The organism is Leptospira ainlahdjerensis (assembly GCF_016919175.1).
GTDB classification, from domain to species: Bacteria; Spirochaetota; Leptospiria; order Leptospirales; family Leptospiraceae; genus Leptospira; species Leptospira ainlahdjerensis.
This window is the reverse complement of record NZ_JAFFPU010000076.1, coordinates 1-20,766: the sequence shown is the minus strand read 5'-3', so window position 1 is coordinate 20,766 and position 20,766 is coordinate 1. Positions and strand designations below refer to the sequence as shown.

Genomic DNA, 20,766 nt, shown 5'->3' with positions numbered 1-20,766 from the left:
ATCACAAAATTCTATTCTTTTTATCTTCAGAGTTTTCGGGATTTATAACTTGATTTTGAAATCGGAACTTCAAATGGAAAAAAACTGGCCTTTAGAACTCTCTTAAAAAAAGATACGAAGTGTCTATAATTTCTAAAGGTCGGAGCTCATCACAAAGTGAAGAATCTACTCGAACGCTTGCACCCTTATTTTCAGAAACATTCTAAATTTGGATTCTTAATTCTTATTTTTTTTCTTTCCTGCAAAAGTATAGTCTTCAACGGAGTTAAGGGAGGGGATCACGCGAGTTCGTCTAACGCAATGAGAAACGAGTCGGAGGTTCCGGATTCTTCTCCCTGCAAATCGGTCTTGAAGCAGACACAATGGTATTTTCTTTTCGGTTCCTTACCGATCAATCGATTGGATTCGGGACAGATTCTTCCGAATTCCAATCAAGTTTATAAAGTCACTCTCAGAACTTCTTGGCTGGACGGCCTTTTGAGCGTTTTTTTAGGAATCGCGGCTTCGGTTACGAGAAAGACGATTGAAGTGGAAAGTTGCGATGGAAAAGATTCTTCTCCGATTCAGATTCCTCCAATTGACGGTGAAAAATCCGAGGTGAAGGTTGAGAACGCAAAGTGGAAGGAAGAATTCCTAAAACAGAATGAAAAACATTGGAAAGACGAATTTCAAGAACGTTTCTTTTCGGAAAAAGAGGCAGAGGTGGAATCAATTTGGAAAAAGGAAATCAAAAATTCTAAGAATCTTTCGGTCCTCTTCTTAAAATCAGGGGAAGTTGTGAAAGGAAAAGTAACTCGGATTGACGGAGAAGGTGTGAAACTTTTCTTCAAGGGTCAGGAAAAGACGTTTAAACGTGCGGATGTTTTGAGAGTCCGCTTTCAAGACTGAGGAAGATTCAATTCTATGTTCACTTTTCAGAATCTATTTTTTAGAATTCTTTTTTACCTTTTTCTTCTTCTTTCTTTTTCAGGATGTTATTTGAATCCCTATTTTAGAGATCTCATTTCTCCCGATGAGGAAAAAGAATCCCCTCTCGGTCTTCTTTTGGTGTTTGCGGGAGCTCCTATGATTAAGGGGGACGTTATTTTTTTCCCCCAGACCGGACTTACTTGGATGCGTTGTTCCCTGGGGCAAACGTTTGACTCTTCATCAAATGCCTGTTCTACGATCTCCGTGGCTCCCATTTATTGTTCCACCTTGGACAATCAATGCAATGGAGGTTCTTCCGGTGGGGTTCTTTCTTCCGGGCCTGCTTTTGATGCCTGCGCTGGTTTTAGCTCTTCGAGTATAACGGGTTCTTGGAGAGTTCCCACGCATTCGGAGTTAAAGTCGATCGTTTCATGTTCAAACGGAACAGATTTGAAGAATTCTTCGGATACCCAAACCTGTGGAAACGCTTTCGAGGTTCCTACGATTCGGACGGATTGGTTTCCGGGAATCCCTACAAATAGCCCGATCGAGTTTTGGTCCAGTTCAAGCGATCCTTTGAATGCATCCTTTGCTTGGAAGGTGAATTTTAGCACAGGCGCTACGAATTTGACGGCCGGTAAGAATTCCTCGGGTTATCTCCGTTGTGTCTCGAAATCTCCTTAGGAGATTTTTTTCGCCCTGAAACGGGGATTTCGCGGGAACTCTCCGCTTTTTCACTGAAAATCTTTGGTCCTTGAGTGTATTTATCTTGACTATAAACAAAATAGTCAAAAATTGTTTCCAATATGGAAACAAAATATACTTTCTTTGTTTCTGGTCCAGCTCGAACTCTCCCCCAAAAACCGAAGAGTTCCCGCACTCCTCCTTATATCCTTTCTCTCTTCCTCACGATAAGCTTCTTCTTCGAGATCTCTCCATCCAAATCTTTCCGTCTTGACGAATCCTCGTCTTGTCCGAGAGCAAAACTTGAATTCTCGGAAGTTCTGGGATTCCAACAAAAACCGGTTCAGAAGGGATTCACCTTTTTGACAAAAAATATTAGAAAAATAAAATATTCTAAAATACAAAGAATCCTTCTTTTAAAACAACACGTTCTCGCTTCTATGAGTGAAGATGGGATCGTAAAGACGATGGAACTGAAGGAAATTCTAAAGCAGTCCGAACAAACGGATCATTTCGTTTTTGATACTTTCAGAACTTATACAATACCGATAGGAGTTTCCTAATATGAATTTTGCCTCACTCTCGATCAAGAGACCCATTTTTATAACCTGTACTGTTTTGCTGATTCTTGTGGCGGGATATCTTTCTCTGAACAAGTTAGGAGTGGACTTATTCCCGAACATCACGATTCCGGTTGTGACCGTGACGGTTCCTTATCCGGGAGCGGCGCCCAACGAAATCGAAACTCTCATTGCGAAACCCGTTGAAGACGAACTCTCGACAATTTCCGGAGTAAAAAGAGTAAAGTCCATCTGTAACGAAGGAGTGGGAACCGTCGTCGTGGAGTTTACTCTTGAAACCGATGTAAAATATGCGGAACAACAAGTTCGAGATAAGGTCTCCAGCGTAAAACCGAAACTTCCCGATGACGCCAAAGAACCCGTCATTCGAAGAATCGATCCCGCAGATCAACCGATTCTTATCATCGCCCTCAAAGCCGAACTTCCGGAAGCCGAACTCTACGATATCGCAAACGAAGAAATCAAACAAATTCTCCTAACAACCAAAGACGTAGGAAACGTAAACATCTACGGAGGAAGAAAACGGGAGATTCACGTGGAATTGGATCGTCAGAAGTTGAAAGAGCACATGATTCCCGCATCTGTTGTTTCCAATCGTCTCGCATCGGGAGGAATGAACATTCCGGCCGGAAAGGTCAGCAAGACCGACAAAGAACTCGTCTATAGAACGATCAATGAATTTCATTCTCCTCAAGAAATCAGAGACACTCCGATATCACTTTTTGGAAACGAAGTTCCTATAAGAATCGGTCAACTCGGTGAAGTAAAAGATACGGTCGAAGACGAAACTTCCCGAGCATACTTTAACGGAAAGAAGGCGGTCTTTCTCCTCGTCTATAAACAGTCAGGTTCCAACACGGTCGCAGTAGCTCAGGCTGTAAAGAAGAGAGTTTCCGAAATCAACGTCGATCTCGCCAAAAGAAACGGGGCTCCTGAGCTCACGACCGCAAACGATTCTTCCATCACGATCGATAACAATATCTATGACGTGAAAGAAACGATCATCATAGGAATCATTCTTACGATCATTGTCGTATTATTGTTCTTAGGAAGCGTCCGTTCCACTTTGATTACCGGTCTTGCGTTACCGAACTCTCTTCTCGGCGCATTTATTCTTATGGCGATCGCGGGGTTTACGGTAAACATCATGACTCTTCTTGCATTGAGTCTGGCCGTCGGTCTTCTCATCGACGACGCGATCGTAGTCCGAGAAAATATTTTTAGACATAGAGAAATGGGTAAAACCGCAAGAGAAGCTTCGATCGAAGGCACCAAAGAAGTAACTCTCGCCGTGGTCGCTACCACGATGACCGTCATCGCAGTCTTTATGCCGATCGCGTTCATCAGCGGGGTCGTCGGTCAGTTCTTGAGAGAATTCGGTCTCACAGTTTGTTTCGCGCTTCTCATTTCTCTTTACGATGCGTTAACCATCGCTCCAATGTTGTCCGCTTATTTCGGAGGAAAGATCGGAAATCACGGACATTCTTCTTCCGCTTCGGAATCAGTTCCCGAGATTATGACTCAGATCGAAAAGGGTAAGAAAAAAGGAAAGACGAGCGTCGCGACCACTACTCTGGAAGAAATCGCGTATTCTAAAATTCGTTCTCAGAATAAGATCAGCAAGGGATGGATTGTTGGAATTTTTTCTCCGATCCTCGGCTTTCTTGGTAAGCTTGAAACGGGACTCGATTCTATTTTAAGCATTTTTAATGTATTTCAGTCTTGGCTGGAGGATCGATACGCGTCCGTTCTAAGATTTACTCTAAAACGACCGATCTTGATTCTTTCGGGTGCGGTTTTGATTTTTATCGTAAGTTTGGGTCTTACCAAATTTATTCCGAAGACCTTTCTTCCGGCACAGGATGAAGGTAAGTTCTCGGTAACTCTGGACATGCCTCCGGGTACTTCGGTCGCAAAGATGGCGTTAGTCGCACAGGAAGTGGATCAAAAGATCCGTTCTTACAAAGAGATTAAACTCGTAGCGATGTTTAATACCAATCGAAACACGAATATGTTCGTTGAGATGGTTCCTTCAAAACAACGCAAGATGAACACAACGCAGTTTAAAGAATTCCTTCGGAAAGAATTGAGTATCTTCGCTTATGCGAATCCGATCGTCAAAGATATCGACAATGTAGGAGGGGGACAACGACCTTTTACCCTGATCGTAAGCGGGCAAAAAGGAGAAGTTGTGGAAGACTATGCAAAAAAACTTTTTGCACGTCTTCAAAAATCTCCGGCGCTTCTGGACGTCGATACGAGTTATCGAACCGGAGCTCCCGAGTTTAGGGTGATTCCGAATCGTCAGATGGAAGTGCTTCTCGGTGTTCCCGGAACCGTCATCGGAACCGAACTTCGAACTCTTGTGGAAGGAACGACCCCCGCGGTTTACAGAGAGAACGGAGTGGAATACGATATTCGCGTTCGTTTGAAAGAAGGTCAGAGAGATCTCAAAGAAAACTTTTATAGCTCCTTCGTTCCGAACTTCAACAATCGACTCATCCCGATTCAAAACGTTGCAAAGGCGGAAGAAACCACAGGGCTCGCGACGATCAACCGTCTCAATCGAAACAAGTCCGTTGAAATCTACGCCGACGTCAACCCCCAAGGCTCCGGAATGGGAGGAGCGATGGAAGAGGTCGCAAAGATCACACAAACCGAACTTCCTCTACCGGCCGGCGTTAAGATCGGTTATACGGGACAAGCTGAAAGTTTCAAAGAGATGGGAACTTCGATGGCGATCGCGATGGGGCTTGGAGTACTGTTTATCTATATGGTTCTTGCTTCTCTTTATGAAAGTTTTATCACACCGATCGCGATCATGCTCGTATTACCTCTTGCGCTTTGTGGAGCGTTTATCGCGCTCTTTCTAACTCAAAAATCATTGGATATTTTTTCCATGATCGGGCTCATCATGTTGATCGGGGTCGCGACGAAGAATTCGATTCTTCTTGTGGATTTTACAAATCAACTCTTGCAGAAGGGAATGGATATGAAAGAAGCGATCGTGGAAGCCGGAAGAGAAAGACTTCGACCGATTCTTATGACTTCCTTTGCCTTAGTGGCCGGGATGCTTCCGATTGCGATCGGACTGAACGAAGCTTCTCGTCAGAGAACGAGTATGGGAGTTGCGATCATCGGAGGATTGATATCTTCCACGATCCTAACTCTGGTAGTGGTTCCGGCGGCCTTTTCTTACATTGAGAAGTTGAACCAATTCGTGAGAAGAAATTCTCCGAATCCGGATGTATAAGAATCAAAGCCCCGAGAATTCGAGAAATGGCGTTTACAAAAGCGCACGAACACAATAATTCTCGGTTGAACTTTTGAAAGTTTAGAATATAAAAAAGAGTTTCAAATTGTGGAAGTTAGGAACAATGAGTGTGATGGAGCAGGACGAAGTAAAACTCCGAATCATGGAGAAGGCTCTTGAGCTTTTTCTAAGATACGGTTATGCGAAAACAAGAATGGAGGAAATTGCGAGAACTCTCAAAATTTCCAGAAAGACTCTCTACAAACACTTCGAAAATAAGAACCACCTCCTATTTGAAATTCTCAGCGCCAAACACAAAAAAATGAGCACTAAGATCATGGAGATCAGCGAAGACGAATCCCTGTCTGTCCATGAAAAAGTAAAAGCGATCAACGAATTCAAGGTAAGTCAATTCCCCGCAGGCGCCAACGAGTTCATTTTGGAGATCAGAGACCAGGCTCCGGACCACTACGCTTATATCAGAGAAGTAAGGACCGAAGCCATTTCGAAATCGATCCAAACCCTAATCAGACAAGGAATCGAAAGGGGAGAGATCCGGAGCGACGTAAACACTACGATCTTTGCCGCTTTGATCAATTCCGCGATCGAGATGACCGCGACTCCGGAACTTCTTCTCAACTCTCCTTACTCGATGATTCAGTTACAGCAGGAAATCCATCATATCCTTTTTTACGGAATCATGAATTCGGTGGCGGAACCTGCTAAAATCGCGAAGTAAGAATTTTCATTCTACTGAAGTTTTTTGAGGTAGGGCTTTCATCTTTTTCCATTCCACTTGAATCTCTTCCAAACTCAGTTCGCCCTTTCCGGATTCTTCCGAGATTTTTTTTAAGATCGGCTGCAGTTTTCCCGCATCTTCGAGAGTGATTTCTTCTCCGGCGTCTCTTAAAATACAAAATACCGCGCTTCTCCCAGACTGACTCGTAAATTCGATTCGATCCCCTTCGGGTCTTCCGATTAAACCGGCGTCAAACGCGCGATAGGCGCCTTTTTGAAGATGCCGGGTCTTTGCGACCCCATCCTGGTGAATTCCGGATCTGTGAGAGATCACGTCTTCTCCGATCAAAGGCGCTTTTTCGTAGATGGGTACGTCCGAAAGATAAGAAACCAGACGCGAAGTTTCATAGATCGCCGAAAAATTCAGAGGAACGTTGACTCCGCAGTTGTGAAGTGCGATCGCGACTTCGTATGTGTTGGTGTTTCCCGCTCTTTCGCCTAATCCGTTTAAGGCGGTTTCCAGTTGAACGGCTCCTGAAAAGTAGGATTCGACGGTGGTTGCCGTCGCCATTCCCAAGTCGTTGTGAGTGTGGATGGAGATTTTTGTGTCTTCGGGAAGAGAGTTTGTCACGGCCTTAACCATCGAAACAAAAAGCCAAGGACGATACCGTTCCACGGTATTCGGAAGATTGACTACGTCGGCACCGAAGTTCAAAGCGGTGCGAAAGGCCTCTATGGCAAAATCCAAATTTTCCAGAGAATCGCCGAAGTGTTCTCCTGAAAATTGAACCTCACCGCGAGAACCGACGAGACTCTTTGCGTAAGCGACGGATTCTGAAATTCTTTCCAAAACTTTTTCCGGAGTTGTTTTCAAAACGTTTTCAATCGTAAACGCCGAGATCGGATACACGATATGAATTCTTGGTTTCGGAGCTTTCTGGATCGCCTTCCAAGAAATTTCGATCTCCTTTTCAACCGCTCTCGAAAGAGAAGAGATGACTACGTTTTCAGGCGCGATAGAAGAAAGATAACTGCAAGCTTCGAATTCTTGATCATTGGAGGACGCAAACCCGACTTCGATTCCTTGTACTCCGAGTTTCAAAAGCTGACGAAAGATCGTTTCCTTTTGATCAAGATTCCAAGGTTTACGAAGCGCTTGGTTGCCGTCTCTCAAGGTCACGTCCATAAAGAAGGGCGGATGTTTCGGAAGAGGGTTTTGTAAAATTTCGGAAAAGGATTGGATTTCCTTTTTGTTTCCGAAAGAGGTTATTTCTCGAACTGATTCAACGGTTCCAGATTTCGAGTCTTGATTCATTGTTTTCTCCTTTTGCCGGCCGGATCCAGGAGCGGGTTTTTCGAAAGAGAATTCTCCGAAAACAAAAAAGCCCACTCCAGGAGGAGCAGGCTCGTGTATTTTTTTACAACTCTACCGGCTCCCCCTAACTAAGGAGGAGAAGAAGCTCAAGACTATTGAGGCCCGGTAGAAGATTACGAAACATATATAAACTCAGACTGCAAAGGATCGGAAAAAAATACAAGAATTTTTTAAACCGAAGTCCTCTTTTCGATTTCTGATAAGAATTAGGATTTCTCGTTATACGTCGATTCGCCGGAAGAATCGGGTTTCCTGAGAAGAGTCCAGATTCCTTCGGATTCGATATTTTTTTCTTCGATCAGACTTTTGAGTTCGGAAATATCTTTTTTCATCGGATCGGGTACGGGGAGTTTTTCCAATTCTTGAAAGAACTTCCGAGCTTGGGGAAGTTGGTCCGACTTCAGATAACAAAATGAAATCGCATACAAAGATACGATGTCCTTTCTTTCCGATTCCGGAGTGGAAAGATATAGATCCAGAGCCTTTTTATAATTTCCGGTTCCGGTATAAAGCGAAGCCAGATTCTTCTTTGCATTTACGTTGTTTTCGTCGATCTCAAGCGCTTTTGTGAATTGAATTTCCGCCTTCGGTTTATCTTTTTTCTTCGCATACAAAACGCCGAGTCCGACTCTTGCGGACACGAAAGAATCGTCGAGTGAGATCGCTTTGCTAAAACGTTCTTCCGCGGGTTCCAGTTCATTCAGATACGAATGGCACATCGCGAGATGATAATTCCCGATCGGATCTTCCGGGTTTTCTTTGAGATATTGAACGAGCGCTTCTTTGGCTCCGGGAAGATTTCCCTTTTTTACGAATTCTAAGGCTTGTTGCAGTTTCATTTTTAGAAAATATCCCGTGTGACAAATCCATTCTCACCCGAAGAATTCTACGGTAAATCCTTTTGAGAATCGGCGGAACGAAACTTTTTAGCAGAATGGGCTGAGTCTTCGATTTTATAGTTTATTTTTGAACATGTTCAAAAATATGGATTGACAAGGAAGATTTTTTACGTTAGGTTCGATTTAATTTTTTTAAAGGGAGAATGTATTATGGAATCGCCGAAGAACTCGTTTTACGCACGTCGCGAGTTGGGTTTTTGGATGTTTGGAATTGTGATCGTTTTTCTTTTATTCTTTTTAATTTCGGCTCCTTTTTTTGCTTTGAGCGGAGCCTACGGAGTCGCTTTATTCGTCGCGATCCCTTTTTCAATCGGAATTCTTATCGCCTTCCTCCGCGCCTTTCACAACAAAGCGACGTTCGGCGAAATTCTTTCGATCACGGTCTTTCCGGTTGGGATTCTTCTTTTGGGTTTTCTTTTTATCGGAAAGGAAGGTTTTATCTGTATTCTAATGGCGCTTCCTCTCGCGCTTCTTCCTCTTCTCATCGGCGCTTGGATCGGTTATAAAATTCAAAATCGAGTTTGGTCGAAGTATCTTGTCGTGTTGATCGTTCTTTTTTGCAACATATCGGCTCACGTTTTTGATTGGAGCGATTCGTCCTCTCGGACAAATGAAATCAAAACTTCGATCATAGTTCGTTCTTCCGCTCCTAAGATATGGAAACGGATCACTTCTCCTTTTACATTCGGAGAGGCGGAGAATTTTTTCTTCCGCAATGGAGTTTCGTATCCCGTATCGATGGAAGTGGTGCAAAAGAACGGAGTTTTCTTTTTGAACTGTGTTTATACGAACGGATCCACTTCCGCAATCATACAAGAGTTTATCGAAAACAAAACGATGAAGTTTTCGTTTCCTTCGCATCAGGTTACGATGAAGGAAACTTCCTTTTATGGAAAGGTGGAACCGAAACATATCCGAGGAAAGATCTGGGCTTCTTTCGGAGAATTTAGTCTGGTTCCCATCTCCGAGGAGGAAGTGAAAATTGTCGCGACCACAAGATACGTCAACGGTCTAGGCCCTAAACTTTACTGGAAGTTATGGTCGGATTATCTGATCGACGAGATGCACAAACACGTTTTAGAAAAGATCAAACTCAATCTTGAAAAGAAAGAGAATGAAGATGAATAAAGGCGGATCGATATGAGATTTTTGAATCGGGTTCGTTTTCAAAAAAAGTTTTTCGATCGTTTTTCTTCGAGTTATCATCTTTTGAATTTTTTCTCGTTCGGTTTGGCGACATTGACGAGAAAACGTTCTCTCACTACTTTGAAGATAGCCGAAGGTGAAACCGTTTGTGATCTGATGTGCGGGGATGGAAGTACTATCGGAATGATTCGAAAGAAATTCGGTACAAACCGGATTCTCGGAGTGGATATTTCCGAAAGAATGATTCAAAAAGCGAGGATTCGTTTTGGAGAAAACAATGTGACGTATTTCGCGGAGAACGCGCTTTTTTCTTCCGTCTCCTCCGCCTCTTGCGATGCGGTCAGTTGTACGTTCGGATTGAAGTCTTTATCGGCGGAAGAGAGAAAGATTCTTTTTTCCGAGGTGTATCGGATTCTAAAACCTTCGGGGACTTTTGTATTTACCGAGTTATCCAGACCGAAAGACGGATTGTCTTCTTTTATCTGGAATTTCTACTTCGGATATTTTCTTCCCGGATTGGGAAAATTCTTCCTACTTCCCTTTGTTGGAAAAAAATATTTGTCTCATTCGATCGATTCTTATGGAAGCATCGTAAAAGACGAATCGAACTTTCGTTCGGTTTTTTCCCAAGTAAATCTATTCAGCTGGTACGGAGGCATCGTTACGGGCGCTTACGGAAGAAAATGAGCGATATCCTTTATCGCGCGAATTCTTCTTTTGAAAGTTTTTTACAAAAATCCCTCATTTTTCCTTTTAAGAGAGGATGCTTTTTCAAACAATAACCTTTAGAATTCATTCTAAAGATAGGGAAGGGGGATGGTATGTCTTATATGGCGGTCGGGTCCAGACAGATTTTGTTTTCAGATTCCATTGCTCCGGTTTCCACCGGTTCTTCTTCCAGGGAGATCGTAGCAACTCAGGATAATCAGACGAAGAGCCCCGATTCCGAAGTTGTGCCTCCGGGTTCTCCTCCTCCTTCCATCGGGAAGAATGTCGACGTTTATGTTTAAAGCGGAAGTGTTATGACCCATCTTTTATTCTCTCTCATCCTGATGTCTCTCGTTGTGGAATTCGTTTTTCCATTGATTCATCCCAATTTCCACGTCGTCGGCGGTTGGATCAATTCCATCATCGTCGTCTTTGCCTTTGTTTTTATCAATGCGATTATGAGACTCATCTTGATCATCATGACTCTTGGAATCGGAATCGTTTTTTATTATCTAAGTTTGGGTTTGATCGGTTTGATCATCAACGCTTGGGTGATCTTGATCATCGGGGATTGGTTTCCCGGAACCCTTTCGGTTCCGGGTTTTTGGTCGGCGTTCTTAGGAGGAATTCTTCTCGTCCTTGCAAACTATGTGGGAAAGACGGAGTCCAGAGAAAGAAAAAAGGAAAAGAAAAAAATTTAGAATCGAACCGCTCTAAAATAATCTTTTAAGATAGAATCCAGTTGTTCGTAAGAATGGTATCCTCTTGCAAGGATGCCGCTTTCCATTCCGTCCGAAAATACCAAACTCGGAAACGCGCTCACTCCCAAAGAAAAACCGAAATAGAAATCGTTGAGGGTTTCCGCCTCCGTATCCTTGTCTTCAAAGACCGATAAGAATTCCTTTTTTGAGATCTCAAATTTTTCCGCGAGTCCGAGGAACGTTTCCGGAGAAGTCGGATCCCGATTCTCATGATAAAAGCTTTTGGAAAGTCCATGCAAATATTGGAATGCGATTTCAGGTCTGATTTTTTGTGCGCTGATCACCGCCCGACAAGCGGGAAAAGAGTCGTATTTCAGTTCTTTTTTTTCGAGAATTTCAAGTTGAAACGGTTGTTTGGTGAGAGCCTCGGCGTCTTTCCATTCGTGTTTTAATACTCGGGAAAATTCGGACGTGAGCGGCACTGCACTTTCTCCAAAACGAAGTCCTCCGAGAACCAGAGAAAAACGAATCTTGTCCTTGTATTCTTGTTGGATTTTTTCGAAGACCGGGCCGAAGCCGTAGGACCAAGGGCAGAGAGGATCGGCGGCATAGAGTATGGAATGCTGGAGAGAATCGTTCTGGTTCAAGGGAGTTCCCTCAATGTTTGGATTTCCAAAGGATGATTCGGATTGCGCGGAAGGCCATTCTTTTTTGGGAGTTCCTACTTTCATTGTATCACCGAAGGATTTCTTTTCAACGAAGAGTTCCCGCATTTTTCGCGGAAAAGCCTTGCTTGAAAGAAGAACTGTTTGGTGCGGGAGTTCCCGCAAAATTCGCCTTTTTTAGAGATTTTTTTGGAGCTCGGGCGGCTCGTTTTTTGGGAGTTCCTACTTTTTCAGAGAAAGATCTGGGAAGAACAAAGATCCCAAGGTCGGGAAAGATTTCCTTTCTTCCGACAAACCAAAAGCTCTTGGAAAAAAACTTAAAATCAAACTAGAAATCCGAACGAAAGAAAATCACGGAAGAATTCCTTTTCCCCCAAAAAAAATATTTTCGAATTCTCCTTGGATTCTTCGTACATTAAAAAAGGCGGGATAGCCCCGCCTTTTTTAATGTCATTCTTGTTTAAGAATTTTCAAATTTCATTCGGGTGTTTTATATAATACACTGATAACCACAGTGTCCCGAAAAGAACCCCCGCGTAAGCTAAGACCACAGTGACAATGTCAATGAAAGGAAGAAGTGTGGCGATCGGCGCGATTTTATCCGCCGTCATCCGGGTTGCTTCTCCCAAGATCAAAAACAAACCTCCCAAGCCGATCAGGTGATATCTCCCCATCGCTTCTTTTGTCACCCGAGCAAAACGGGCAAAAACAGGAACTGCCAACAACGCAAGCGCAAAGATCGTGATTGCATTCATGGTGAACCCTCCTTATTTCATCTAGTTAGACTCGAAGGGGTTCTCAACGATTACGAAAAGGTTCACGAATTTTATTTTATTCGATATATTATATAATGCTTGTTCAACTTAACTCCTAACAACTTTGGATTAAAAAATGATCCTACAAAGGCGTATGACGTTTCTCCTCTTTTTCGTGTTTGAAACTGAAATCAATAATTTTCAAAAAGAAACCGATTCTTTGGATTGGATGAACGGAAGGAACGGGCGAACGAAGTTCGTTATAAGAATTCTTGGAAAAAAACAAAGAAAGAATATTATAAAAATATGATTTGTTATTTTCTCTTTTGGGAAAAAGAAAGACGAGTTCAGAAGACACGATTTTTCTTTTTGTGAAGCGCTAAAAATTTTACAAAAAGGATTTTGAAATTTGAATTCATTCTTCGTTTGGGCTTAGAGGGACGGAATTTTCGATCCTGAATTGCGATCAATTCCCTACGAAAAATTTTTAGTCTTTAGATCTAAAACAAGGATTCGAGTTAAAATTCTTTTTTCAAAGGTTTTAACGGGATTTTTTTGTGAAAGAAAGCGAAGTTTAGAATTCTATTTTCGATCGATCACAAGAAGAGTAACATCGTCGTCGAACTTAGGACGATTGCAGTAATCGACGCTGTCTCCGACGATCTGTGCGGAAGCGTCTTTTACTTCTTTGGAAACCGATTTCCGTATCGAAAGAGAAACCAATTCTTCGCTGTATCGTTTGGATCTATCTTCGGAAGAATGTTCCGAAAGCCCGTCGGTGTAAAGAACGAGACGATCTCCGGTTCGGAACGCAGTCGAATTCTCCTCAAAGAAAAGATCCGGAATGACTCCGATGAGTTTTCCTTTTGTCTCGAGAGGAATCATCGTGTCCGTCGCATTTTGTAAAAGAAGAGGGTGGTTGTGACCCGCGTTTGAAAAAAGAATCGAATTTTTTTCGGTATCGATCACGCAGTAAAACGCGGTCACAAAGTTCCCGGCCATCTTATTGTTCAGAGCGTGATTGAGACCCGTAAAAAAGCGGGAAGGACTGGAAAGAGTTTCTTTGTCGTAAGTGGAGATGATCGTATTCATCACGGCGGCGATCACCGAAGCGGAAAGTCCGTGACCGGAAACATCGGCGATGAGAAAACCGGTTCTCTCCGTATCCAATTTAAAGATACTATAAAAATCCCCTCCGACATTGGAGTAGGGGATATGTTGAGCTCCGACTTCCAAACCCTTGATGTAAGGGATCGTGGTCGGAATTACCTTCGACATCACTTCTCTGGCTCTTTGCAATTCCCGATCGGAATCGACAACTCTGTGAAAAAGATCCGCATTCTTAATCGTTACGGAAAGTCGGTTCGCAATCGCGCCTAACATTTCGAGGTCGTTTCCGTGAAAGGCAAAACCGGAATTCTTACTGTTGACGCTGATCACTCCTAAAAGTTCGTCTCTGTAGATCAGAGGGGAAGAGATCAAAGAGTTCGCTTCGAACTTATACTTTGCGTCTTGATTGTATCGTTTGTCCTCTTCCAAGTTTTGGATGAGAAGATTTTTTCTTTCCTGAGCGACCCAGCCGGCGATTCCTTCTCCGAAAGGTACTACGATCGAATGAACCGCTTCTTTTGGAATTCCTTTGGCCGCGAGGATTCTCAGGGTTTTACTTTTGTGGTCCGCGAGATAGATCGTTCCGGTTCTTGCTTCTAAGAATTCTAAGATTTTTTCCAAAACCCAGTTTCCGAGTTCGTGAATGCTTTTTTCCGAAACGATGAGTTTTTCGAATTCGTAGAGAAGGGAAAGCTCTAAGATTCTTTTTTTGAGATTGTCGTGAATTTTGGCGTTCTGAATCGCGATTGCGGCCACTTCGGACAAAGAAGAAAGATAATTCAGATCGGAAGAATCAAAGGCCCGTTCTTTCGTTTTATTCAGAATTTCAAGAGTTCCGATGATCTTATCTTCCACGAAGAGGGGAACGCAGACAAGAGAACGGGTTCTGTATCCGGTCTTTTTATCCCAATCCTGATTGAATCTCGGATCCGAATACGCGTCTTCTAAAATGATGGCTTTTTTCTCTTTTGCGACCCAGCCGGCGATTCCCTGCCCGACATCCAAACGTCCGTATTTTTGGATGATTTCGCCTTTCTCTCCGAGGGCGACTTCGCAAAACAAAAATTCTCCGGTTTCGTCTAGGAGAAAAAGAGAACTCGCTTCTGCCTCCAAGAGATCCTTGGAATAGAGCATGATCAAGGGCAAGAGCTGATAAAGATCCAAATTGGCATTTAAGATCGTACTCGTGTTGAGAATACTCTTCAATTTTTGAAATTCTAAATCAGTGCGAGTCATAGAGATTTCTGTCAATCCTACAGGAAATGGAAGGTTCGTCAAGGGTTTGGAAATCTCCGAAAGACTGAAAATTTTTAATTCGCTTAACGATATGAGGAAGCGAAGAAAGGTGTTTCGTTTTGTTCAAAAAAAGGGGATTCGCTTTATAAAGTTTAAAAGGGAGAAACTTCGGAGATTTGAATCGGTCTTATTAAAGTAATGGAAAATCAGATTTCTCGGTTCCTCGTTTTTCTTTCGGTCTTTACCCTGATCATCGCATTGGGTTATGCGTACACGGGTTTTCGATTGATTCCCGGGCTTGGAGCTCAGGGTTGGGTTTCTTGGCTTGCATGGGGATTGATTTTCCTCTTCACCTTGAGCATTCCCGTAAGTTATTATATCAGTCTTACATCGAATGAGGAAAGAATTCAGACCGCTTTTTCTTATCTCGCATTCACTGGGCTGGGTTTTTTTACGATCCTTTTGAGCCTTGTGATTTTGAAAGACATAACCACGGCTTCCTTTCACGGATTTACGAGCGTTTTTCCAAATGTTTCCGGAGCCGAAAATGGAGACGGCTCGGATCTGATCCAGAGAAGGGATTTTTTAAATCAGGTTCTCAGTTTTTCCGTCTTGGGACTTGCCGGTGGATTGACCGGGATTGGATTTTATCAGGCTCATAAAAAGTTGAAAGTGATTTCCGTCGATGTTTTAGAGAAGAATCTTCATTCTTCTTTGGAAGGTTTTCGGATCGTTCAGATTTCCGACATTCACATCGGACCTACGATCAAAAAAGAATTCTTAGAATCCGTTGTGAGAACCGTCAACGAACTCGAACCGGATTTGATTGCGATCACGGGAGATCTCGTGGACGGACCGGTGAGTAAACTCGGACATCATATCACTCCTCTTGCGGATCTTAAATCCAAACACGGGACTTTTTTTGTGACCGGAAATCACGAGTACTATTCCGGAGCACTTTCTTGGATTCGAGAACTGAGAGGTCACGGAATTCAAGTTTTGTTAAACGAAAACAAAATCCTAAAACACGGAGGCGCCCATCTTACGCTCGCGGGTGTTACCGATCTTAAGGCGGGATCGATCATAGAAGAACACAAGACCGATCCTCATAAGGCGATGAGTGGTGGGGAGAATGGAGATTACAAGATTCTTCTCGCGCATCAACCCAACAGCGTTTTTGAAAGTGCGAAGGCTGGCTTTGATCTTCAGCTTTCCGGTCATACACACGGAGGTCAGTATTTTCCGGGGAATATTTTGATCTATCTCGCACAGAAATTTGTCGCGGGACTTCACAGACACGAATCGACCTGGATCTATGTAAGTCGGGGCACCGGTTATTGGGGGCCTCCTCTGCGTCTCGGAGCTCCGTCCGAAATCAGCGTGATACAGCTGAAGAAAGAATCTTAAGATTTACGTTCTGCCTTGAAGAAGGTTGGATCATTCTCAAATCAGGAAAGACCGAAAAAGTAGGAACTCCTTCCGATGGTACCTTGAGGCGGACTTGAAGTCCGTCTTCAAGAAGTTTTTGGAAGGGTCAGTTTGTCGGAACAAATGATTCCCGACTGGAAAGCGAGGGAGTTCCCACAAAATGGGCGCGTCTGCAAGAATCGAAAAGTAGGAACTCCCTCAAAAAAAAGAAAGGACCAAGAAGGATTCTCAAAGAGGAACCTTTTCCGGAGCATTCTTAAATCCGATATTCTAAGAAAGGACTTAGAATGGAGGGCGAACGATGGTCCTTTTCGGAACCAATCGAATTACGATCACGATAGGGATGATATTCCTGATTTCTTTTGCGGCAATGGATTGCGGAAAGAAAAATAAAGGGACCCCCAAGAAAGAAAATCCAAAGACGAGCGCATCCAAAAAGAACGACTTAGAGTTGGAGCCCGAATTGAAGGAAAGAAAATTCTTCCAAGAAGACGCGCTCGGACAACCCAAGAAATATTCGGAACCGGAAGAAAGTTCGGAAGTTTCGGAAAGATACGAACCAAAGAAAAAAGAAAACAAATCGCCCTCGTCTTATCTCGGATCCTCACAGGGATGTAAAAACGGAGATTGCAAAAACGGAAACGGAATCTATGTCTATGGATCCGGCGAAGTTTATTCCGGATCCTTCAAAAATGATAAGCGACATGGAAGCGGAAATATTCTCTACAAAGACGGGGACCGATTTTCAGGAAATTTTCAAAACGATAAGAAAGCAGGAATCGGAACCTATCGATTTGCAAGCGGCGCCGTCTTTAGCGGAAGATTTTACGAAGACGGAGAAAGTGCTGAAGGTTTCTTGAGCATTGGAAAAAAGAAAAAAGAATGTTCCATCATTCGAAATCAGATGAACTGCAGAAAATAATTTGGGCGTTTCCTCGCGAAACTTTCTTTTGATTCACGCGCTCGGACCGGGCTCTCCGCTCCAGTCAAAAAATTGAGAAAATTCATTCTAAGAGAAAGCCAGAGACGAAAAGCAATTTTTTGACTCCGCATCGATCCCATAACGCAAGATAAACGCACTTTTCTATGTTTTACCCGTGATAACCGAAAAATCCTGTCCTGTGTCGTCTAACGCGAGTTGATATTAGATGCAAAAGATCCTTGCGTTTAAAAAAAATATTCCGAAATGCGAAATCGCATTTGAATTCAAAAAGAGAAATCAATTCCCCTTCTTTCGAAGCTCCGTAACCTGATCAAAGCCGATTCCCCAATTATCCGTATCCACCTCGTCGATGATTACAAAAGTAGTCTGGGGATTTTTACCAAGGACGTCCTTGAGAAGCTGTGTGGTCCCTGCGATCAACTGCGCCTTTTGTTCCTTGGTCGCTCCTTCTTTTGTGATTCGAATATTGACGTAGGGCATAAGCGGTTCTCCGGTGATTGATTTTGAAAAAAGGAATTATTTCTTAGGCTCCGGAATCAACGGAGGATTTTTCGGAGGAACCCAAATTCTTATTTAAAATCGGTCTTTTTATAGTGAAAAGGAAAAAGAATTTCGGAGTTGTGAAAAAAGATTTTTTTGAAAACACTTCTTCAGGGAAGAAGATAATTTACACCGCCGGCCTCGATAAAGAAGCGAGGAACCAAAACTAAAAGGATAAGCGAAATCAATATCAGAACAAAGTAATACTTTAGATTCTTATGAAAAAATTCTCTTTCCTTTCGAAAGGACAAAAGCCAGAGAAAAATCCAAGAAGGATAGAAGAGGTGGACGAAGACCCTCGTAGTATCGTATGTAAAAAACGTAACGACTAAAGAGATTCCGAAAGGAATCAATATTAAAAAATTCTTTCGAAAGAACCTCTCCGCAAAAAAGACAAAATTCCCGAAGAAAAAAGAGAATAGGGCCAAGTGAGGAACCGTCGTGTTGATCTCGATCCATTTGGAAAAAGATTCGTTCTGGATCGTAGAAAACCGAGAATCCTCGAAAGGAATTCCTTTGAAGTAAAAGAAGAGGAGAGAAAGAATACGTGCGATCATCAGCGTGCTAAAGATAAGCCCGATCGTCCGGACTTCGATCTTTTTTTCGACGATCCCCTGGACCAAGACCAACATACAGACGATGATACTGAACTGATAGAAATGATTCCAAGCGCCTAACAAAAGAACAACGAACAAGGCTCCGAACCAAAACCGATTTTTAGAAACCCGATCCAGAAAAATCAAAGTCGCCGCCGAAAAGAAATACGTTAGGTGATCCGGAAATCCGATCCAAACCTTCTGAATCAAAATGAGCGGTGAAAACAAAACGAAAAGCCCGATAAACACCCCCGCGAGCCAGCCGAACTCAAAAGCAAAATAAAAAACCAACAGAAGTGTCGCCCCGATTTGTATATCATTGCAAAGCCTGGAAAACTGCGCCGGCGTAAAATCGGCATTGAGTTTGTATAGCAGATACGGAAAGAGAAACGAATCGGATTGATACTTTGACGAAAGATCGGATTTCGAAAGCCAGTAAAACCCCGTGTTGTAAACCCTCGCTTCTTCCTTGGACTGATACAAATAAGACGCGCCTTCTCTCAAAACAAAGTAGAAGACGAATAGCAGGAGCAAACACGGGATGACTTTTTTCACGATAGGGAATGTGTAGAAGAGATTCGTCGGGGTGTCAAGGAATTGGGGGAGGGGATGGTTGAGAAAGGTAGGAAGCTTTGCACCGTCCTGACTTCTTCTATTTCCCTAATGAAATTAACTTGTCTTCCGGGATATCGGATCCGTATTCTTTTAACATTTTAATATAATCTTGGAGTTGGATTTTTATTCGTTTATCAAAGGGTAAATTGCTTCTCTTTGTGTGAAGATTCTTTCTTACTCCGCGAAACATTAAAAGTTGGCTGAGGCTTTGTCTAACAAGCATTCCTTTGTCGTCAAGTGCATAATTTTCTGGAATTCTTTCGTCTATTAATTTAGAAATTTTGCATTCAAAGATTTCGTCTCGGCAGTCTAGAATTAATTCGATAGCAAGGTTTTTTTTAAAAAAATAAACATTTACGAAATTAATTTCCTTTTTTTCTTCTACGATAGGACCTATGAAATTATAATCATTGTTAAGAAATCTTAAAAATTGGCTTACAGTTTGAATAAAAAAATTCTTTGAATCCATAGTATATTTGTAATATTATTTAAAATCAAATTATCTAACACCACCACGTTTCCCTTCTCTTTCGAAAACCTTACTACGAATTTTGTTTAGAGAGATATATTTGTCGCTTATTCGTTATTGAAAATTGATATATTAAAGAATTTCTTTAAGGTTTAGTAGGTTTTGATGACTTAGCTTAATTTTAATTAATCTTCTTTGCAAATTAAGTCAAAGTAGGTGCCACCGGTAATTTTCCATGGTTCTTTACCATCAATTCTTGATAGTAGAAAATCAAAGGGACGGTTATGAATATTTATAGTGACTTTCGCATTGTGTCCTTCATAGCTGATTGTTACATCCAATGTATCTCTAATTTTTACAGGGTAGGGTACTTTAAATATTTTGCCTCCCAGTAAACAAAGATTAAATCTATCTTCAAATTCAATTTGATTTAAATAAGTATGACGCGAACGTAAGTCTTTCAAGATCTTAGGCTTGTCTAAAAGATAACTGTTTTCGTCAATATTGCTTTCTCTTATAGCGTTTAAAAAGTTCATCGTAGTCAATAGTGGGTTGAAAACAGGGGAGAGTTCAAATCTTTCGTGAGGTAATTTTTCTGAAACAATTGAATTCACAATAATGATGCAAAATAGAGCTAAAACTATTATTATTTTTTTTCTGATCATTTACTTTCTTAAAGTCTCTAAGATTGGTTTCATTTTATCTCCTGGATCCTTAACTACTTCCACATTTTTTGAATTTCTAAGAGATTCATTAAGCTTTGTCGGGCTATCAAATGAAATGGATGTTCTACCTGTTTGGCCTTGAAGTCTAAGTATTAATTCTCCCTTTTGGTTAGGTTCAATCGTTTCTTTTGTGACTAAGGTTTTTCCAAGTGCTTTATTGGCACCCAGCGCGCAGAATGTTGTACAGTTTTGGGTTTCAGCATTGTAACCCTCGTTCTTTTTAATAAAAGCGTTAAGAGTATTTAATGTCATTCGATCTTTTGACTGATTGCTTTTAATTCTATATATTGCATCGGCAGATCTCCCTTCTCTTTCTGTAAAATCTTTAAGGGATTTATCATCCTTTGCAAGGGTCATTTCCGCAATTTGCGCTTCTCGGGTGATTCTTGTGTCGTCTGTTTTTTGATATCCCTTTTTTGGCCATAGTCCGTAATATTTATATGTTCCTTTGCTTTTGTTTTGTCTATCATATTCTTCGACAGCAATGCCAGCATGACCTACATCGACACCATTTTGTGCTCCCCAAAGGAAAACAATCGCATCATGCCCCGTCGGATCCTTCGCCCCAATCGGATTTCCCTTCACATACGAGAATCGATTCCACCCTTGTGTGTCCCACTCCCCATCGATGACCGTGTCCGCACTGGTAAACCTTGCGATCCCCGGATCGTAATAACGAGCGTTGTAAAA

General features: G+C 42.2%; 21 protein-coding genes. 11 read left to right on the top strand and 10 right to left on the bottom strand.

All coding sequences use genetic code 11. The features are described from left to right. Positions 1–156 precede the first annotated feature (156 nt). The 5 genes from JWG45_RS20905 (at position 157) to JWG45_RS20885 (ending at position 6,166) form a co-directional block, all read left to right on the top strand. Positions 157–888, top strand: coding sequence for an LIC_13076 family protein (locus tag JWG45_RS20905; protein WP_205281545.1), 732 nt, complete (start codon positions 157–159; stop codon positions 886–888). 15 nt (positions 889–903) lie between these two features. After that, positions 904–1,593, top strand: coding sequence for an Lcl C-terminal domain-containing protein (locus JWG45_RS20900; protein WP_205281544.1), 690 nt, complete (start codon positions 904–906; stop codon positions 1,591–1,593). Positions 1,594–1,955: 362 nt separating this feature from the next. Beyond that, the gene (locus JWG45_RS20895) at positions 1,956–2,156 is read left to right on the top strand and encodes a hypothetical protein (RefSeq protein WP_205281543.1); all 201 of its coding nucleotides are present in this window, start codon (positions 1,956–1,958) and stop codon (positions 2,154–2,156) included. A gap of 1 nt (position 2,157) precedes the next feature. Then, positions 2,158–5,427, top strand: coding sequence for an efflux RND transporter permease subunit (locus JWG45_RS20890; RefSeq protein WP_205281542.1), 3,270 nt, complete (start codon positions 2,158–2,160; stop codon positions 5,425–5,427). A 124-nt stretch (positions 5,428–5,551) separates the two neighbouring features. After that, positions 5,552–6,166 carry a TetR/AcrR family transcriptional regulator gene (locus tag JWG45_RS20885; RefSeq protein ID WP_205281541.1) on the top strand — a complete coding sequence of 205 codons (615 nt, stop codon included), beginning with the start codon at positions 5,552–5,554 and terminating at the stop codon, positions 6,164–6,166. 6 nt (positions 6,167–6,172) lie between these two features. On the opposite strand, the gene leuA2 is transcribed toward JWG45_RS20885, so the two are convergent. Together leuA2 and JWG45_RS20875 are read right to left on the bottom strand one after the other, a co-directional pair. Continuing rightward, positions 6,173–7,555 (bottom strand): 2-isopropylmalate synthase LeuA2, encoded by a 1,383-nt coding sequence (leuA2, locus tag JWG45_RS20880; RefSeq protein ID WP_205281540.1) that lies wholly within the window; start codon positions 7,553–7,555, stop codon positions 6,173–6,175. Between the two features lie 191 nt (positions 7,556–7,746). Continuing rightward, positions 7,747–8,379, bottom strand: a complete 633-nt coding sequence (locus JWG45_RS20875; protein WP_205281539.1) for a tetratricopeptide repeat protein — start codon at positions 8,377–8,379, stop codon at positions 7,747–7,749. A gap of 210 nt (positions 8,380–8,589) precedes the next feature. Between JWG45_RS20875 and JWG45_RS20870 the strand changes: the two genes are divergently transcribed. The 4 genes from JWG45_RS20870 to JWG45_RS20855 all read left to right on the top strand — a co-directional run bounded on the left by JWG45_RS20870 (position 8,590) and on the right by JWG45_RS20855 (position 10,994). Then, positions 8,590–9,567: a hypothetical protein gene (locus tag JWG45_RS20870; RefSeq protein WP_205281538.1), complete on the top strand. Its 978-nt coding sequence runs from the start codon at positions 8,590–8,592 to the stop codon at positions 9,565–9,567. 12 nt (positions 9,568–9,579) lie between these two features. Further along, on the top strand, positions 9,580–10,272 hold the full coding sequence (locus JWG45_RS20865; RefSeq protein ID WP_205281537.1) for a class I SAM-dependent methyltransferase: 693 nt from the start codon (positions 9,580–9,582) through the stop codon (positions 10,270–10,272). Positions 10,273–10,406: 134 nt separating this feature from the next. Beyond that, a complete protein-coding gene (locus tag JWG45_RS20860) occupies positions 10,407–10,595 on the top strand; it encodes a hypothetical protein (protein ID WP_205276865.1) in 189 nt (62 codons plus the stop codon). Positions 10,596–10,607: 12 nt separating this feature from the next. Then, positions 10,608–10,994, top strand: coding sequence for a phage holin family protein (locus JWG45_RS20855; RefSeq protein ID WP_205281536.1), 387 nt, complete (start codon positions 10,608–10,610; stop codon positions 10,992–10,994). Here JWG45_RS20855 and JWG45_RS20850 read toward each other — a convergent pair. The 3 genes from JWG45_RS20850 to JWG45_RS20840 form a co-directional block, all read right to left on the bottom strand. Continuing rightward, on the bottom strand, positions 10,991–11,641 hold the full coding sequence (locus JWG45_RS20850) for a DsbA family protein (protein ID WP_205281589.1): 651 nt from the start codon (positions 11,639–11,641) through the stop codon (positions 10,991–10,993). The genes JWG45_RS20855 and JWG45_RS20850 overlap by 4 nt on opposite strands. A gap of 488 nt (positions 11,642–12,129) precedes the next feature. After that, positions 12,130–12,414, bottom strand: a complete 285-nt coding sequence (locus JWG45_RS20845; protein ID WP_205281535.1) for an LIC10816 family protein — start codon at positions 12,412–12,414, stop codon at positions 12,130–12,132. 582 nt (positions 12,415–12,996) lie between these two features. Then, complete coding sequence (locus tag JWG45_RS20840; RefSeq protein WP_205281534.1) at positions 12,997–14,760, bottom strand: GAF domain-containing SpoIIE family protein phosphatase; 1,764 nt, start codon at positions 14,758–14,760, stop codon at positions 12,997–12,999. A 198-nt stretch (positions 14,761–14,958) separates the two neighbouring features. Here JWG45_RS20840 and JWG45_RS20835 point away from each other — a divergent pair, with 198 nt between their 5' ends. Continuing rightward, positions 14,959–16,167, top strand: coding sequence for a metallophosphoesterase (locus JWG45_RS20835; RefSeq protein ID WP_205281533.1), 1,209 nt, complete (start codon positions 14,959–14,961; stop codon positions 16,165–16,167). Between the two features lie 322 nt (positions 16,168–16,489). After that, positions 16,490–17,110 carry an MORN repeat-containing protein gene (locus JWG45_RS20830; RefSeq protein WP_205281532.1) on the top strand — a complete coding sequence of 207 codons (621 nt, stop codon included), beginning with the start codon at positions 16,490–16,492 and terminating at the stop codon, positions 17,108–17,110. A 297-nt stretch (positions 17,111–17,407) separates the two neighbouring features. Here JWG45_RS20830 and JWG45_RS20825 read toward each other — a convergent pair whose 3' ends face one another. From JWG45_RS20825 to JWG45_RS20805, 5 genes are all read right to left on the bottom strand, one after another. Next, positions 17,408–17,611: a 2-hydroxymuconate tautomerase family protein gene (locus JWG45_RS20825; protein WP_069608231.1), complete on the bottom strand. Its 204-nt coding sequence runs from the start codon at positions 17,609–17,611 to the stop codon at positions 17,408–17,410. 170 nt (positions 17,612–17,781) lie between these two features. Beyond that, positions 17,782–18,801, bottom strand: coding sequence for a hypothetical protein (locus JWG45_RS20820; protein WP_205281531.1), 1,020 nt, complete (start codon positions 18,799–18,801; stop codon positions 17,782–17,784). Between the two features lie 118 nt (positions 18,802–18,919). Beyond that, a complete protein-coding gene (locus JWG45_RS20815; protein ID WP_205281530.1) occupies positions 18,920–19,351 on the bottom strand; it encodes a hypothetical protein in 432 nt (143 codons plus the stop codon). A gap of 185 nt (positions 19,352–19,536) precedes the next feature. Beyond that, complete coding sequence (locus JWG45_RS20810; RefSeq protein WP_205281529.1) at positions 19,537–20,016, bottom strand: hypothetical protein; 480 nt, start codon at positions 20,014–20,016, stop codon at positions 19,537–19,539. Continuing rightward, a partial coding sequence (locus JWG45_RS20805) for an RHS repeat protein (protein WP_332476860.1) occupies positions 20,017–20,766 on the bottom strand: 750 nt, incomplete at its 5' end. It abuts the gene before it with no gap.

Coding starts and splice junctions, on each gene's coding strand:
- JWG45_RS20835 (WP_205281533.1), top strand. CDS start 14,959: ATGGAAAATCAGATTTCTCGGTTCCTCGTTTTTCTTTCGGTCTTTACC.
- JWG45_RS20855 (WP_205281536.1), top strand. CDS start 10,608: ATGACCCATCTTTTATTCTCTCTCATCCTGATGTCTCTCGTTGTGGAA.
- JWG45_RS20815 (WP_205281530.1), bottom strand. CDS start 19,351: ATGGATTCAAAGAATTTTTTTATTCAAACTGTAAGCCAATTTTTAAGA.
- JWG45_RS20865 (WP_205281537.1), top strand. CDS start 9,580: ATGAGATTTTTGAATCGGGTTCGTTTTCAAAAAAAGTTTTTCGATCGT.
- JWG45_RS20860 (WP_205276865.1), top strand. CDS start 10,407: ATGTCTTATATGGCGGTCGGGTCCAGACAGATTTTGTTTTCAGATTCC.
- JWG45_RS20825 (WP_069608231.1), bottom strand. CDS start 17,611: ATGCCCTACGTCAATATTCGAATCACAAAAGAAGGAGCGACCAAGGAA.
- JWG45_RS20885 (WP_205281541.1), top strand. CDS start 5,552: ATGAGTGTGATGGAGCAGGACGAAGTAAAACTCCGAATCATGGAGAAG.
- JWG45_RS20840 (WP_205281534.1), bottom strand. CDS start 14,760: ATGACTCGCACTGATTTAGAATTTCAAAAATTGAAGAGTATTCTCAAC.
- JWG45_RS20890 (WP_205281542.1), top strand. CDS start 2,158: ATGAATTTTGCCTCACTCTCGATCAAGAGACCCATTTTTATAACCTGT.
- JWG45_RS20875 (WP_205281539.1), bottom strand. CDS start 8,379: ATGAAACTGCAACAAGCCTTAGAATTCGTAAAAAAGGGAAATCTTCCC.
- JWG45_RS20830 (WP_205281532.1), top strand. CDS start 16,490: ATGGTCCTTTTCGGAACCAATCGAATTACGATCACGATAGGGATGATA.
- JWG45_RS20870 (WP_205281538.1), top strand. CDS start 8,590: ATGGAATCGCCGAAGAACTCGTTTTACGCACGTCGCGAGTTGGGTTTT.
- JWG45_RS20900 (WP_205281544.1), top strand. CDS start 904: ATGTTCACTTTTCAGAATCTATTTTTTAGAATTCTTTTTTACCTTTTT.
- JWG45_RS20845 (WP_205281535.1), bottom strand. CDS start 12,414: ATGAATGCAATCACGATCTTTGCGCTTGCGTTGTTGGCAGTTCCTGTT.
- JWG45_RS20810 (WP_205281529.1), bottom strand. CDS start 20,016: ATGATCAGAAAAAAAATAATAATAGTTTTAGCTCTATTTTGCATCATT.